14 protein-coding genes are annotated in these 15,264 nt (G+C 60.8%); 12 read left to right on the top strand and 2 right to left on the bottom strand.

Annotated elements, in window-relative coordinates; genetic code table 11:
• The first annotated feature begins 186 nt into the window (after positions 1 to 186).
• The 3 genes from DW037_RS08910 to DW037_RS08900 all read left to right on the top strand — a co-directional run bounded on the left by DW037_RS08910 (position 187) and on the right by DW037_RS08900 (position 2,975).
• Positions 187 to 1,011, top strand: a complete 825-nt coding sequence (locus DW037_RS08910) for a PfkB family carbohydrate kinase (RefSeq protein ID WP_117582979.1) — start codon at positions 187 to 189, stop codon at positions 1,009 to 1,011.
• Positions 1,004 to 1,333 carry a TIGR04076 family protein gene (locus DW037_RS08905; RefSeq protein ID WP_117582980.1) on the top strand — a complete coding sequence of 110 codons (330 nt, stop codon included), beginning with the start codon at positions 1,004 to 1,006 and terminating at the stop codon, positions 1,331 to 1,333. Before DW037_RS08910 ends, DW037_RS08905 begins: the two co-directional genes overlap by 8 nt.
• Positions 1,334 to 1,484: 151 nt before the next feature.
• Entirely contained in the window at positions 1,485 to 2,975 is a 1,491-nt protein-coding gene (locus tag DW037_RS08900; protein ID WP_199408912.1) for an ATP-binding protein, read from the top strand.
• A 205-nt stretch (positions 2,976 to 3,180) separates the two neighbouring features.
• On the opposite strand, the gene DW037_RS08895 is transcribed toward DW037_RS08900, so the two are convergent.
• Entirely contained in the window at positions 3,181 to 3,579 is a 399-nt protein-coding gene (locus DW037_RS08895) for a low molecular weight protein-tyrosine-phosphatase (RefSeq protein WP_233542332.1), read from the bottom strand.
• A 27-nt stretch (positions 3,580 to 3,606) separates the two neighbouring features.
• Entirely contained in the window at positions 3,607 to 4,851 is a 1,245-nt protein-coding gene (locus DW037_RS08890) for an MFS transporter (RefSeq protein WP_233503773.1), read from the bottom strand.
• Positions 4,852 to 5,003: 152 nt separating this feature from the next.
• On the opposite strand from DW037_RS08890, the gene DW037_RS08885 reads away from it, so the two are divergent.
• The 9 genes from DW037_RS08885 to DW037_RS08845 all read left to right on the top strand — a co-directional run bounded on the left by DW037_RS08885 (position 5,004) and on the right by DW037_RS08845 (position 15,264).
• The gene (locus tag DW037_RS08885; protein WP_158551698.1) at positions 5,004 to 5,951 is read left to right on the top strand and encodes an isopentenyl-diphosphate delta-isomerase; all 948 of its coding nucleotides are present in this window, start codon (positions 5,004 to 5,006) and stop codon (positions 5,949 to 5,951) included.
• A 243-nt stretch (positions 5,952 to 6,194) separates the two neighbouring features.
• A complete protein-coding gene (locus DW037_RS08880) occupies positions 6,195 to 7,652 on the top strand; it encodes an SLC13 family permease (protein WP_199408911.1) in 1,458 nt (485 codons plus the stop codon).
• Between the two features lie 143 nt (positions 7,653 to 7,795).
• Positions 7,796 to 9,283 (top strand): UbiD family decarboxylase, encoded by a 1,488-nt coding sequence (locus DW037_RS08875; protein WP_117582984.1) that lies wholly within the window; start codon positions 7,796 to 7,798, stop codon positions 9,281 to 9,283.
• A gap of 33 nt (positions 9,284 to 9,316) precedes the next feature.
• Positions 9,317 to 9,895: a UbiX family flavin prenyltransferase gene (locus tag DW037_RS08870; RefSeq protein ID WP_117582985.1), complete on the top strand. Its 579-nt coding sequence runs from the start codon at positions 9,317 to 9,319 to the stop codon at positions 9,893 to 9,895.
• 92 nt (positions 9,896 to 9,987) lie between these two features.
• Positions 9,988 to 10,857: a MerR family transcriptional regulator gene (locus tag DW037_RS08865; RefSeq protein WP_117630044.1), complete on the top strand. Its 870-nt coding sequence runs from the start codon at positions 9,988 to 9,990 to the stop codon at positions 10,855 to 10,857.
• A gap of 226 nt (positions 10,858 to 11,083) precedes the next feature.
• Positions 11,084 to 11,950: a hypothetical protein gene (locus DW037_RS08860; protein WP_117582987.1), complete on the top strand. Its 867-nt coding sequence runs from the start codon at positions 11,084 to 11,086 to the stop codon at positions 11,948 to 11,950.
• Between the two features lie 79 nt (positions 11,951 to 12,029).
• On the top strand, positions 12,030 to 12,923 hold the full coding sequence (locus DW037_RS08855; RefSeq protein WP_117582988.1) for an aldose 1-epimerase family protein: 894 nt from the start codon (positions 12,030 to 12,032) through the stop codon (positions 12,921 to 12,923).
• 256 nt (positions 12,924 to 13,179) lie between these two features.
• Complete coding sequence (locus DW037_RS08850) at positions 13,180 to 14,106, top strand: transporter substrate-binding domain-containing protein (RefSeq protein WP_117630043.1); 927 nt, start codon at positions 13,180 to 13,182, stop codon at positions 14,104 to 14,106.
• A 9-nt stretch (positions 14,107 to 14,115) separates the two neighbouring features.
• Entirely contained in the window at positions 14,116 to 15,264 is a 1,149-nt protein-coding gene (locus DW037_RS08845) for an amino acid ABC transporter permease (RefSeq protein ID WP_089573111.1), read from the top strand.

The following is a 15,264-nucleotide window of genomic DNA, read 5'->3' as shown; positions in this document are numbered from 1 at the left end:
CTACCGGGAGTAGCCCCGACGGTTGACAAAACTATAGGAACACCCAACGACTAACTTCCTCCTTCCCGTAACCTTTCCGCAACAATTCGTCCTCTGCGGTGCCAGCGCCCGTTCACAACGTCCCCTGCGCTACACTTAGTCGCACTGTGGCGCTGCCGCGCCGCGCCCGACCCAAGGGGGACACTCATGAAGAACACTCAGCTGCTGCTGATTAACGATATGTGCGGCTACGGCAAGGTCGCGCTTTCTGCCATGCTGCCGGTGCTGTCGCACATGGGTTACCGTATCCACAATCTGCCGACGGCACTTGTGTCCGATACGCTCAACTATCCCAAGTTCTACATCCACGACACCACGGAGTACGTGCGCCAAAGCCTCGCTATCTGGGAGGAGCTCGGCTTTGAGTTCGACGCCATCTCGACCGGCTTTATCGTGACCGAGGAAGAGACGCGCATCATCTCGGACTTTTGCCACCGCCGCGCGCAAAAGGGCACCAAGGTGTTCGTCGATCCCATCATGGGCGACAACGGCAAGCTCTATGCCGGTGTGCCCGAGTCCACGATTGGCCTTATGCGGCACCTGCTGGAGTGCGCAGACTACGCGGTGCCCAACTACACCGAGGCCTGTCTGCTCACCGATGCGCCTATTGCAGAGCAGATCACGCCCGACGAGGCCCGCGCCCTTGTGGACGCCGTGCGCGAGCTGGGTGCCAAGTCGGTAGTCATTACGAGCGCCGTGGTCAATGGCACGAACGCGGTTATCGGTTACGACCATGTGGCGGGGGAGCACTTCACGATTCCATTTGAGCTCATTCCGGTCTATTTTCCGGGCACGGGCGACACGTTTTCGGCGGTGCTCGTCGGCCGCGTTATGGCAGGTTGGAGTCTGCAGCGCGCGACGGCCGATGCCATGCGCGTGGTGGCGGAGCTTATCGAGCGCAATGCCGACCAAGAGGACAAGTCGGCCGGCCTGCCCATCGAGGCCTGCCTGGATGTGATTGACCATGAGTAACGCTGGCGAGGGCGGCGTCAAGCCTGTGGGCGAGAACGGGCCGCTCGGCGCGCCGCGTGGCAAGCGGCCGCGTATCCGCGTGAGCTGCGTGGACCAGCTGGGGACGTGCCGCTGCCACCACGGTCATAAGCCGGGCGACGTCTTTGACTTTGACCGAGACCGCGGCAAGATGTGCTCCATGGCCTGCCACGTGGGCTTTCCCTATATCGATATCCTGCGCTATGGCGGAACCGTGCCTGGCAACGAGCCCGGTACGGCAAAGTTCTGCTGCCCCGAGATTGATACGCTGAACGTCTGGCTTGCCGAGATCGTCGACGAGTAACCGAGCGAGGTTTTTCTCCCGTCGAAATATCGAGCGTGGATTATCTCCCGTTTTGGGCGCAATTTCGCACTCAAAGTGGGAGATAGTCCTCGCTCGATTTGTATGCGAGAATCCCGACCTCACTTATGCCCATGCTTAGGCGCACGCGTCGTTGTTCTGTGCGCGAGTAAGCTCAAATTTCTGCATTTCATCCAATTTCGGTACTAAAAATCTCTGCATTTCATCGATAATAGTCGATATAAATATCTGCATTTCATTTATCGAGGCGATGGGAGAGCTTATGTTGCGCAGGAAAATCGCTGATGAGCTTGATTGTTGGCAGAGATCCATTGAACGAAAGGCGTTGTTCGTCACGGGTTCTCGCCAAATCGGTAAGAGCTACTCGATTCGCGAGTTCGGTAAGTCAAACTACGCAACCTATATCGAGCTCAATCTCGCGGAAAATCGCCAGGCAAAAGATGCTCTTCTCGAGGCACGGGATGCCGATGATTTCATCAGCAGGGTGACGCTTCTTTCGGGAAAGCCGATAGCGCCAGGCAAAACGCTCGTGTTTATCGATGAGGTCCAAGAGGCCCCCGACATCATGACGATGGCAAAGTTCCTTGTTGAGGACGGGAGGTGCCACTGGGCGTTTTCGGGGTCAATGCTCGGGACCCAGTTCAAGGGCGTTAGGTCCTATCCTGTGGGATATGTTCACGAGCTTAGGATGTTCCCGCTCGATTTTGAGGAGTTTTGCTGGGCGATCGGGGTGAGCGAAGGAGCTCGCCAAACGATACGCGATGCGTGTATCAGCGAGAAGCCCATTCCTGATTACATTCATGACGCGATGATGGCAAACTTCAGGACCTATACCGTTGTCGGCGGAATGCCGGAGGTCGTGCAGCGTTTCCTTGACACGCAGGGCGACCTTGCCTCTGTTCGTCAGCTACAGTCAGAGCTCAACGAACAGTACCGGCGGGATATCTCCAAGTATGCAAGCGGGCGAGCCCTTCAGGTGCAGAGCATTTACGATCAGCTCCCTATTATGCTCGAGGGCGAAAACAAACGCTTCGTGCTCAATTCCATTGACCCCAAGGCGCATTACGACAAGTACCAGCGAGATTTTGTCTGGCTTGTCGATGCCGGCGTTGCTCTCAAGGCCGATATCGTAACCGAGCCAAAATCGCCCCTGCTCAAGACGGCGCGGCCATCGCAGTTCAAGCTATATCAATCGGATACGGGCATGTTGATGGCGCGCTACCCCGTTGGAGTCGCCCAGGCGGCGTATCTTGATAGCAAGGAGCCCAATCTGGGCGGCATTTACGAAAACGTGGTGGCCCAGCAGCTGGCTGCCCAGAATCGCCAGCTTTACTACTATCAGACGAAAAAGCGCGGCGAAGTGGACTTTGTGGTCGACGGACCGGATGGGACGGCTGTCCCGATCGAGGTTAAATCGGGCTCCTATTACCACGCGCACGCTGCGCTCGGTCATGTGCTTGATACGGCCGAATATGGCGTAAGGCTCGGGATTGTTTTCTCGAGAGGCAACGTTGAGCGCAACGGAGCTGTTCTTTATTTGCCGCTATATGCGACCTGGGTCCTTTCGGATGTTTTGGGCGACTCCCGTGCCGAGGGGATAAAGCTGGAGGTCAAGCAGGTCTAGGGCCAGTCCCGAATGTGACAAAGGGGCAGTCCCTTGGTCGTATCGAGTTCCACTGCCCGAGAAAATGAGCGTGGATTTTCTCCCGTTTAGAGCGCACTTGAACGCTCAAAGTGGGAGATTTTCCACGCTCGATCTGTATACGAGAGAAAATCCACGCTCGATGTATACCGATGACGCGGTTCGCGCGGTTTGTGCGCCCGCAAACCTACATCTGCTCGAGCATGGCAGTGCAACCGTCGAGCACGTCGCGGTAGGTGGCATCGAAGTTGCCGGTGTACCAGGGATCGGCCACGTCGCCGGGGCGCTCGGTCCAATCGAGCAAGCGCGTAATCTTGCCGTCGGGGTCGTCGCCAAAGATGCGGCGCAGGCCACGCGCGTTCTCAGCATCCATATAGACAATGTGATCCCAGTTGCCATACTCTGCGCGACGCACCTGGCGGGCACGGTGCGCAACGACGGGAATCCCGACTTCGCGCAGCTTGGCGACCGTGCCATGATGTGGCGGGTTGCCGATCTCCTCGGTCGAGGTGGCGGCAGAATCGATGACAAACTCCGCCTCGCGCCCGGCACGGCGCACCAGCTCGGTAAACACCGACTCAGCCATCGTCGAGCTCGAGCATCGCATCTACGCCTACGCCCTCGCCCGCTTGCGCTCCCAGCGGGCCAGCTTAATCGTCACCAGCGTGAGCGCCCAGGCCACAAGCGAGAACGCGGCGCCCACGGCACCCACGTACGCAATGCCAATGCTGCTTACCACGGCGCCGCCCACTGCAGTGCCAAACGAGATGCCGACGTTAAACGCCATGGGCTCAACCGAACTTGCGAGTACCATCGACTTGGGATGGCGGCTGCGTGCCACGTCCATAAAGTGCGTGATGCACGACACCGAGAACAGGTACATGAGCAACGCCAAGCTAAAGACAAAGACCAGCGCGAGCGGCATGGTGCCGCCCACGGCAAACAGCCCGAGTAACGCCGCCGCCTGCAGCACAAACGTAACAAGCAGTGCCTTCATGCCAAAACGCGCATCGATCCATCCGCCCAAGATGTTTGAGGTCAGGCAAAACACGCCGTAGGCCATAAGCGTGGTACTCGCCTGAACAGTGCCCATTCCCAGCACCTGCTCAAGATAAGGTGTCACGTAGCCGTAGAATACGTAGACCGAGCCCACGCCAAACAAAAAGATGAGCATGCCGGTGATGATACTCGGCTCGCGCAGCAGACCCGCCTGCTCGCGAAAGGTGGCAGGCTCATCGGTTTGCCCAGCGCGCGGCATAAACGCCACGAGCGCTCCGCAGATCAGAACGGCAAAGGTCAGCGTGCCGTACATGGCCACGTGCCAGTCGAGCGTGTCGGCCACGAACTTGCCGATCGAAGTGACAAAGACCATTGCCACGGAAAACGCACCATATACCACCGAGATGGCAAGCGAGGTTTGCTGTGGGGACAGCAGCTCGGGGATGTACGTCACACCCACGGCGAGCAGTGCGCCCGAGACGGAGCCCAGGACAATGCGCGAGATAAACAGCACCTGGAAGTTGGGCGCCAACGCCATGACCAGGTTGCCGAGCACAAAAACGATGCTGTAGCACACGAGCAGCTGGTAGCGGCGGAATCGCCCCGTGCTGAGCGCGAGCACCGGCGTGGCGATAGCGTAGACGAGCGCGAACACGCTGATGAGCTGGCCCGCAGTGGCAAGTGATACGCCGAGTTCCGTTGCCAAGTCGCTTTCGATGCCGATGACCACGAACTCCGAGCAGCCGAGCGAGAAGCCCAACAGCACGAGCAGCGCCAGGCAGAGCTTGGTGCGCGCGGGGGAGAGCGCGGCGGCGGTTGACTTACTTTTAGGCGTGGTTGCGGCGGTCAAGGTTGTCACTCCAATGTCGCATGAATAAGCGGGATTCAATCCCTGCAACTCTAACAGAATGTGTCAGGTGCCTGCCCCCTTTGTCGCAGGCTGCGCTTGCCTGTATAGTCGCAATACAGGCGAAGATGGTCTCAGGTACATCGCGGGCGACAGGAGATCCCATGGGTATGCACACGACAAAGGTTGCAGTGGGCGAGGGCAAGTTTGCGCTCGAGGCCCAGTTGACGGTGACGCCGCGCGGCATGGTGGTGTACGCCTGCTCGCCGGAGTACGCGCATCTGGGCGCCACGGCGCAGGCCATTCCGCGCCCTGAGCCCGGTCGCACGGCGACCGTGAGCATCCTGGCCGTTCCGTGCCATCGAGATGAGATCCCGGCGCACGATATCGCGGCGGCGCTGGCCACGCGCTTTGGCGTGCCGGTAGTTGCAAGCACGGGCTTTCATGTGGAGCATGCGACTGCGGACGATCTGCAGCGCGTGCTCGCTACCACCAAGGAGCTCATCGCCGCGCTCGAGGAGGCCGCCGCGCGCATCCTGCGCGCCGGCTGGGATGAGGGCGGTGCAGGCGCCGAGGTCGTGGCGGTCGATGCCGCGACCGGCGAGGCGCTTGGCCCTGTCGATCGCATCGAGGCACATGCCGGCGAGGGCATTCTGCACCAGGCTTTTCTGACGCTTCTAGTTGAGGGCCGGGGCGAAGACGCGCGCCTGCTGCTCTGTCGTCGCAGCAAGCTCAAGCGCCTTTGGGGTGGGGTGCTTGCCGACGGTTGCGCCGGCCATCCGCTCCCCGGGGAAGACGTCGCGGCCGCCACGGCACGTCGCATGGGCGAGGAGCTCGGCGTCGCGCGCGAGCCGGGCGATCTCAAACATCTGGGCCATATCGTCTACCGCGAGGACCACGGCGACGGTCGCTGCGAGTGCGAATGGTGCGAGGTGTTCGCAGCCCATGTCGAGCCGGGCGAGCTGCATATCAACCAAGAGGAGATCTCGGAGGTGCGTCGCGTGGCCCCGTCCGAGCTCAAAGGCTACCTGCAGGGTCACCCCGAGCAGCTGGCCCCCTGGCTCCGCGAGGCGCTCAGCGACCCATCCATCCGTACGGCCTTCGCTATGTAACAAAGGTACAGTCCCTTTGCCATATCCAAACCGTCACAACATTCGATGAAAATCTCGAAAACGAGGAAAAGCGTCGAATGTTGTGACGGTTTTTGTCTAGGGGATCGCTTCTCATCCAAAAATCCCGCTTGACTGTATTGCAACAACACAGCGCAACGTAAGGGGTGTCCGATAACGGGCGCCCCTTTTTAAGTGGCAACGTGGCCGCGAATCCGGAGCGCCCCCAACAAGAAAGGTGGGGAGATGGAAGCGGAAAAGAAGGCGTTTAAGATCACCAAGCGCGAAATTGGCTTTGTGCTGGGTATCGTTGTCTTTTTGCTGGTGAAGTTTCTTCCTTTGGCGGAGCTGAGCTCGACGGTCGAGCTCACGGTCGGCGCTCAGACCTGTCTAGCACTGACGCTCGCCACGGTGGTGTTCTGGGCATGTGGCGTGGCACAGCCGGGCTTTGTGGGCCTGCTCTACTGCGCGCTGCTCGTTCTGTTCAAGGTGTGCGTGGACGACACGGGCGCCGCGAGCATCTCGGCGACGGTCGCCTCCACGTTTAGCTCGTGGACCAAAGCTACCATGTGGCTCGTCATCGGCGCCTACCTCATCGCCAGCGCGGTCAAGGAGTCGGGGCTGGGCGAGCGCATCGCCTATGCGTTTATGCTCAAGTTCGTGCGCGACGCCAAGTCGCTCATCATCTCGATCTTCGCGCTCACCTTTGTGCTGTCGCTGCTGATCCCGCACCCGTTCCCCCGCGCCTTCCTCATCCTCGCCGTCGTCTCGGTCATCGCCGAGTCCGCCGGCTACGGTGACGATGACCGCGGCAAGCTCGGATTCCTCGTGTTTGCCGCTGCCGCCCCGGGTTCCATGTTCTTCCTGACGGGCGACTCCACGCTCAACCCGCTTGTTGCGCAGTACAGCGCCGAGGCCGGCGGCATGAGCCCGTCCTTTATCGACTGGTTCCTGTACATGAGCGTGCCCATGCTGGTTGCGCTGCTGTGTACCCTGTTCTTGGGCCTCTTCCTCTTTAAGCCCAGCAAGGAGCTCGTCTACGATCGCGAGCGGATCGTGGCCAAGCAGGCCGCGCTCGGTAAGCTCTCCGTCAAGGAGATCCGCACCATCGTGTGGCTTGTCATCGCCATCGCGCTGTGGCTCACCGTCTCGGGCGATTACATCGGCTGGGTGACACTTGCCATCGGTGTCGCGCTCGCCATGCCCATCATCGGCGAGGTCCTTACCCCCGCCAGCTGGAACGCTGTCGACATCAAGTCCCTCATGTTCCTGACGGCCGCCATGGCCGTGGGTTCCGTGGGCGGTGCCACCGGCATGAACGCCTGGATCGCCGATGTCGTGCTTCCCAGCTCCGTGCCCGAGAACATCTTCCTGTTCGCCCTGCTTGTCGCCGCGCTCTCCATGATCATCCACATGTTCATGGGCTCGGTCATGGCCGTGCTCGGCGTGTGCGTGCCGGCGTTCATCAGCTTCGCGGCCGGCTCCAGCGTGAGCCCGCTCGCCGTGGCGCTCATCGTCTTCACGTCCATCAACATCCACTACATCCTGCCGTTCCACAACCTGCCGATCCTTATCGGCGAGGGCAAGGACGCCGGCGGCTACACCTCCAAAGAGGCTATGCGCATGGGCATTCCCCTCACTGCGGTCGTCTTTATCGTCGTGCTGGTCGAGGCCGCCTGGTTCCACCTCTTTGGCCTGATGTAAGCGGTCGAGCGCTTGGGCTGTAAGCAGCCGAGTGCTCGAACTGCGAGTGGCCGAGCGTCCCATCTATGAGCGCCGCGGCCCCACTACGTTACCCAGCCCGGCGGCATCCTCGCCGCCGGGCACTCTCCCGAAAGGAGCACGCTATGTCCACTACCGATGCTTCCCAGATCCACGACCTGCGCTCCGCACTCGACTTTTTGCGCAAGATGCCGGGCCAGCTGCTCGAGACCGACACCCAGGTCGATCCCGATGCCGAGGTTTCGGGCGTCTATCGCCACGTCGGTGCCGGCGGCACCGTTATGCGTCCGACCAAAGAGGGTCCGGCGATGGTCTTCAACAACGTCAAGGGCTTTGACGACGCCAAGGTCTGCATCGGCATGCTTGCCAGCCGCAAGCGCGTTGCCGCCCTGCTCGACCTGGATGAGGAGCACCTGGGCCTCGAGATCGGTAAGCGCTTCGAGAACCTGATCGCGCCCGAGCAGATCGCCGAGGGTGCGCACGTCGACTGCCAAGAGGTCGTGTACAAGGCGACCGACGAGGGCTTTGACCTGCGCAAGATCGTTCCCGCTCCTACCAACACGCCCGTCGACGGCGGCCCCTACATCACCATGGGCCTCGCCTACGGCACGAGCCCCGACGGCTCCCAGTCCGACGTGACCATCCACCGTTTCTCCTGCGTCGACAAGGACAAGCTCGCCATGTGGATTACCCCCGGCAGCCGTCACCTGGGCGCGTTCTTTGACGAGTACTGCCAGCGTGGCGAGGATATGCCCATCTCCATCTCCATCGGTTTGGACCCCGCCGTGTACATGTGCTGCGGTTTTGAGGCTCCCACCACACCGCTCGGCTTCAACGAGCTGCAAATTGCCGGCGCCCTGCGCGGCCACGCTGTCGAGCTTGCCGACTGCGTCACCGTTCCGCAGAAGTGCATCGCCAATGCCGAGTACGTGCTCGAGGGCTACCTCATGCACGACGAGACCATCAACGAGGACGTCAACGGCCACGGCTACGCCATGCCCGAGTTCCCCGGTTACACCGGTGGCGCCAAGGTCTGCCCGGTGATCAAGATCACCGCCGTTACCACGCGCGTCAACCCCATTATGGAGAGCTGCATCGGTCCTTCGCACGAGCACGTGTCCATGGCCGGTATCCCCACCGAGGCCTCCATCTACAAGATGGTCGAGACCGCCATCCCGGGCCGTCTGCTCAACGTCCACGCCGCTCCCTGCGGCGGCGGCAAGTTCGTTGCCATCATGCAGTTTAAGAAGTCGAGCAAAAATGACGAGGGCCGTCAGCGCAACGCCGCCATGCTCGCCTTCTCGGCATTCTCCGAGCTCAAGCACGTCATCCTTGTTGACGAGGATGTCGATATCTTCGATATGAGCGACGTGATGTGGGCCATGACCACGCGCTTCCAGGCCGACGTCGACCTCATCACCATCCCCGGCTGCCACTGCCACGTGCTCGACCCGTCCAACGACCCCGCGTTCGACCCCACGATTCGCGAGCACGGCATCGCCTGCAAGGCCATCTTCGACTGCACGGTCCCGTTCGACCTCAAGAAGAACTTCATTCGCTCGCAGTTCATGGAGATCGACACAGACAAGTGGGCCAAGGAGATTGCTTTCTAGTAAGTAGCCCTACCAAGTAGTTAAGGAGCCGTCATGCCTGAGTCTTCTGTCCGTCCCCGTCGCATTGTCGTTGGCGTGTCTGGCGCCAGCGGTGCCGCGCTGGGTCTTGAGTGCCTCAAATGCCTGCGCCAGGCAGGTGCCGAGTCGGCGCTTGTCGTCACGCGCGGGGGAGAGATCACCATCGAGCAGGAGCTCGGCATGACGCTCGACGAGTTTGCCACGCATGCCGATGTGGTCTACGACAACAAGAACATCGGCGCTGCCATCGCAAGCGGCACCTATCCGGTCGATGGCATGATCGTGGCACCCTGCTCCATGAAGACGCTCGCCGGCATCGCGAGCGGCTACAGCGAAAACCTGTTGCTGCGTGCGGCCGACGTGCAGATGAAAGAGCAGCGCCGCCTGGTGCTCATGGTGCGCGAGACGCCCTTCAGCGCCATTCATGTCGACAACATGGCGCGCCTGGCGCGCGTACCGGGCGTCATGCTCATGCCGCCCATGCTCACGTTTTACAACGGCCCCGCCACGCTCGATGACGCGGTGCATCACATCGCCGCCAAGGCGCTCGAGGCCGTCGGCGTGTCATGTGCAAACTATAAGCGCTGGTCATAGGCGTCTTTAGGGTAGGATACGAGTAGTGTTTGAGCCCGCTGCCCCTGTGGGCGGCGGGCTTTGTGCGCAAAAGGGATGTGTCGGGAGGACCTATGCAGACGGGCATGTATGCGATTAGCGAGATGGCGAGCTTGTTTAACGTTTCGCGCCAAACGCTCATCTACTACGACAAGATCGGTCTGTTTAAACCCGCCGTGGTGAACGAAAAGGGCTACCGTTTCTATTCGCCCACGCAGATCCCGCTCATGCGTCTGATCTGCATGCTGCGCGACCTGGGGCTCGAACTCGACGAGATTGACCGCCTGACCTCGACGTTCGACATTGGCGAGATGACCGATCACCTGCGCTCGCGGGTGCAGGCGCTCGATGAGCAGATTGCCGGGCTCAAAGCCGAGCGCGCGAGCGTACAGGAGCGTCTAAGCTTTTACGACGAGGCGGTTTACTGGCGCGAGCGCGAGGGCAAGCCGGAGCTCAAGCAATTCGAGCGTCGCTACGTGGTCTTTGAGGAGTTTCCGGGCGATATCGAGCGCGGCCGCTCGATGCTGCACCCTACGCTCATGCGGGCAATCCTGCGCATGCGTACGTTGACGGGCACGCGCCCCATGCGCGGTTGGGGCGCCATGCTGCGTCGCGAGGCGCTGCATTCCGACGACCCTATCGCCGGCGCGGGCTCCTTTGTCGTGCTGCCGCGCGGTGTCGAGGAACTGCTGCCGAGCGACGCTGCCGAGCTGGCAGAGATCGGCATCGAGGTGCTGCCCGAGGGCACATACCTGTGCATGAGCCGCTGGGGTATGCCGTACGAGCCCGAGGGCATCCGCGCCATCGTTGCCTGCATGGACGAGCACGCGCTCCAGCCCGTTGGCAACGCTTTCGACTTTTGCTACCTCGATACCACGAGCTACGACGAGTCCCACCAAGAGGACTTTTGCTGCATCCAAATCCCCGTCGCCCTCCAGATGTGACAACGGGACAGTCCCTTTGCCACATCCATTTCTTAGAAACTTGCAAAATCTGCAAGTTTCTAAGGCGTCATCTTATAAACTTGCAAAATTTGCAAGTTTCTATGTTTTCACGTCTGGTCGTGTGACAAAGGGACAGTCCCTTTGTCACATTCCGTGCGAGCTCCTGTGCCATCTGGGGGTATAAGGCTAGCAAGTGTTTATTTGCGAGGCCAAGGGGGCGCCCCGTATGGATATCGATAACTTTGAATGGTGGTATAGCGAGGGCGAGGCTCCGGACGAGGAGTGGGACGAGCCCGCGCCGCGTGGCGTGTCGAGCGACGAGGACGAGAGCGGCAACGATGTCGTCGAGACGGACGCCGCTTCCGACTCCGCCGAGCCCCTGACCTTTGAACAGGCTTGGGCCCAGGCCGAGGCCGACGAGGCAAAGGCCGATGCCACGGCCACGCTCGGTGAGCCGGCCGATATGTCCATCTCGCCGGCAAAGACCCCGCAACCTCGCCATAACATCGACCCCGACAGCACGGCATCCTTCAGCATTCTCGACGTGCCCTCGCAGGGTGCTCAGGCGCCCGCGCCCACGCGTCGCCCCAATCTGTCTCGCGAGGAAGATGCGGGACGTCGCTCGCCGCTCGGCCCCATTCTCATCGCCTTTATGGCCGGCGTCATCGCTTGCTCGGCGATCGGAAATGTCTGGAGTCACGTGGAGCAACAGCGCAAAGACGCCGCCAAGGTCGAGATGTCCGTCGAACAATCGCTCAGCCGCACGCGCTCGGTGCATGTGTCGGTCGAGGTTAAGGACGGCGCGACGTGGGATACCGCGCGCGGCGATAGCCAAATGCTCGTCCATATCGTGGGCCGCACACTCAAGGGACAAGCAATCGACGAGTATCAATACGTCAATTCCGAAGGTGACGGCATCGAGCTCAAGCCCGGCGACTACGAGCTCACGGTCGATGAGCCGCCCGTCGCCACCGACGGCACGCGTTACCGTGCCTCAAAGCGCATGGTTCCGGTGAGTTTTAATTCACAGGCGCCCGATACGGTCGATAGCACGCCGCAGGGCGGGTTTGACCTTTACGCTATTGCTCAATAACTGCACCTGTCGCTCAACCCCGCCGCCAAGAGTGGGACAATAGCCCTCGACACTGTTGTTTACTTTTGGAGGAAGTAGCATGTCCACCGTCACTACCATCAAGCGCGGCGGCCTCACCGCGGCCATCGATTCCATGGGTGCCCAGCTCACGAGCCTTGCCCTCAACGGCAACGAGTATCTGTGGCAGGGCGACCCCGCCTTTTGGGGCAAGCATGCGCCCATCCTGTTCCCCATTGTGGGCTCGCTGCGCAACAACACGGCGACGTCTGCGGCCGGCACCTGCGAGATGCCGCGCCACGGACTCGCGCGCATCGTCGAACACAAGCTGGTCGAGGTTTCGGAGGACGGCTCCTCGGTAACGTACGAGATCACCGACACGCCCGAGTCGCTCAAGGCGTTCCCGTTCCACTTTAAGCTCAGCATGACCTATGCCTTGACCGGCGACGCCACCCTCACGCAGACCTTTGCCGTCACCAACACCGGCGACGTGGACCTGCCGTTCTCGGTGGGCGGCCACCCCGCGTTTAACGTACCGGCTCCCGGTGCCGAGGACGAGGCGTTCGAGGATTACGAGCTGGCGTTTACCGAGGCTTGGACTAACGAGGCCCCCGTCATCACGCCCGACGGTCTTATGACGTTCGAGGGTAGTTACAAGGCTCCCGATAACTCGGACGTGCTGCCCATCGCGCACCGCAGTTTCGATAACGATGCCATCATGTTCACCGATACTCCGGGCTCTACGCTCACGCTGCGCGGTCGCAAGTCGGGCCACGGCGTCAAGATCGACTTTGAGGGCTTTAAGTACATCGGCGTGTGGTCTGCCGCCAACGACGCTCCGTTTGTGGCGCTCGAGCCCTGGACCGGCCACACCACCATGGACACCGAGGACGATGTCTTTGAGCACAAGGTCAATACCATTACGCTGGCGCCGGGCGAGACGGACGTCCGCAGCTTTAGCGTCACCCTGCTCTAGAGGTTCCGCCGTTCTGACGAACGGCGGACCGGTCGACGCTGCGCGCCACCCAGAGCGACAATTTGCCATTCAAAAGGCACGGCATGACCAGAAGGTCTATGCCTTGCCTTTTTCATGCCAAGTGGTACATGGGGGCAGGCTGCTTTGCGCCAATCGTCTTCGTGTGTCTATTATTTTTTCGCGCACATGCCGCGCTGCTGGTTGTTGACGTATATCCTGTCTTATTGTCAGCAAAACGACATAGGGAAGGCATCAGATGCAACCTCGACTACAGCGCGACGCGCAGACCCAGCCGGTGTGCAGTCGTCGCATCTTCTTGGGTAGCGCCCTCGCTGCGAGCGCAACCGTTGTCGCCGGCGCGCTTGCCGGCTGCCAGCGTCCGTCCACACTCAAGGTGGTCCAGCCCACGACGGGCGGCGGTCGCGATGACCTGTCCGATTCCGTTATCGGCAAGGATAAGATCCGCATTGGCATGGAGGCGGCCTACGCCCCGTACAACTGGCAGGTTTCCGAGGCCAGCGAGTTCACCATTCCCATCGACAACGTGCAGGGCGCCTATGCCGACGGCTACGACGTGCAGATCGCCAAGATCGTCTGCAAAGCCCTCGGCGGCGAGCCTGTTGCCGTCAAGCAGAGCTTCTCGGGCCTTATCGATTCGCTTAACAACGGCCAGATCGACCTCATCATCGCCGGCATGAGCGCCACGCCCGAGCGCGAGGAGTCCGTCGGCTTTTCCAAGCCGTATTTTATCGGCTATTTTGGCCTGTTCGTAAAAGAGGGCTCGCCCTACCAAAACGCGACCAAGCTCAGCGACTTTAGCGGCGCCACGGTGCTCGGCCAAAAGGACACGATGCTCGACACCGTCATCGACGAGATTCCGGGCGTCGTCCACAAAAATCCGGTCGATTCGGTACCCACGGTGTTCTCGAACCTGCTGCAGGGCACTTGTGACGCCGTGACCTACAACACCGAAAACGAGAAGGGCTATATGGCCCAAAACCCGGGCATCGTGCCCATTCGCTTTGCGGAGGGCGAGGGCTTTAAGCAGGAGGTTACGACAAACGTCGGTTGCCGCAAGGGCTCGGACAAACTGCTTAAGCTCATCGACAAGACACTCAAGGGCATTAGCCAAGAGGAGCGCGACCAAATGTGGGACGCGTGCCTCGACCGTCAGCCGGCATAGGGAGGCAGCATGAAAGCCATCAACCGTCTGGCCTCCTTTATCAAGGCCGACCACCGTTATGTATACCTGGGCACGAGCGTCATCGCGGCGCTCGGCCTGGCGTTTAGCCAGCGCAACCCCACACCGCTGAGCTTCTTAGCCCCCACCGGTATCTTCCAGGATTGCCTTTGGGCGATTCTTTGGGCCTGGATTGTCGTGTCGGCAGCGGCGCTTGTCACCAAGCTTATGCACTGGAGTGACTATCGCGAAAAGTCGCCGTTCGCATCCGAGCGTTTCCGCCGCGGCGCGCGCCTGGGTAGCTATGTTGTGGTCGCTATCGCGGCGATCTTCTTTATCGACCGCTGCGTCATGTCGTTTATCGACCTGGTGCAGGTGAGCATTGTCTCGGATTCCAACCCCAGCGACTTTTTGTCGAGCCTGGTCTACATGACCTACAAGAGTGGCGACTTCTTTATCCGCGGTATCGAGATCACCATCGCGCTTGCGACCTTCGGTACCGTCATCGCATTCTTCCTGGCGCTGCTCTTTGTGTTCCTGCGTATTCAGACCTTTGACCGCGTGGACAACGACCTGGTGCGCTTCTTTAAGAGTATCGGCCGCGGCTTTGCGACCATCTACTCCACCATCGTGCGCGGCACGCCCATGATGGTCCAGGGCCTGCTCATCTATTACGCGGGCTTTACCGTTTTGCGCGGCATGGGCTTCGAGACCGCTCAGGCCAACCAGATCTGGAGTACCTTCACCGCCGGCCTCGTCACCATCTCGCTCAACTCCACCGCCTACATGATGGAGGTCCTGCGCGGCGGCATCGAGTCCATCGATCCCGGCCAGGCCGAGGCAGCGCGCTCGCTGGGCCTGTCGCAGTGGCAGGCCATGCGCAAAGTCGTGTTCCCCCAAGGCATTAAAAACGCGATTCCGGCGCTCACCAACGAGCTCATCATCAACATTAAGGACTCGTCGGTGCTCTCGGTCATCGGCGTGTTCGACCTTATGTACGCTACTACCACGGTCGCCGGCGTGTACTACCGCCAGATGGAGGTCTACTGCGTGGCGCTCGTGGTCTACCTGATCCTGACACTCGTGGCGAGCCGCCTGCTCGAAGCCTTTGGCAAAAAGCTGGGCGCCGAGGCCCCTGCCACGCTGCCCAGCTCCAACTAG

This window comes from Collinsella sp. AF39-11AT, assembly GCF_003474585.1.
Lineage (GTDB): Bacteria > Actinomycetota > Coriobacteriia > Coriobacteriales > Coriobacteriaceae > Collinsella.
The sequence above is the reverse complement of the archived record's forward strand: the minus strand, read 5'-3'. Positions and strand labels throughout refer to the sequence as shown.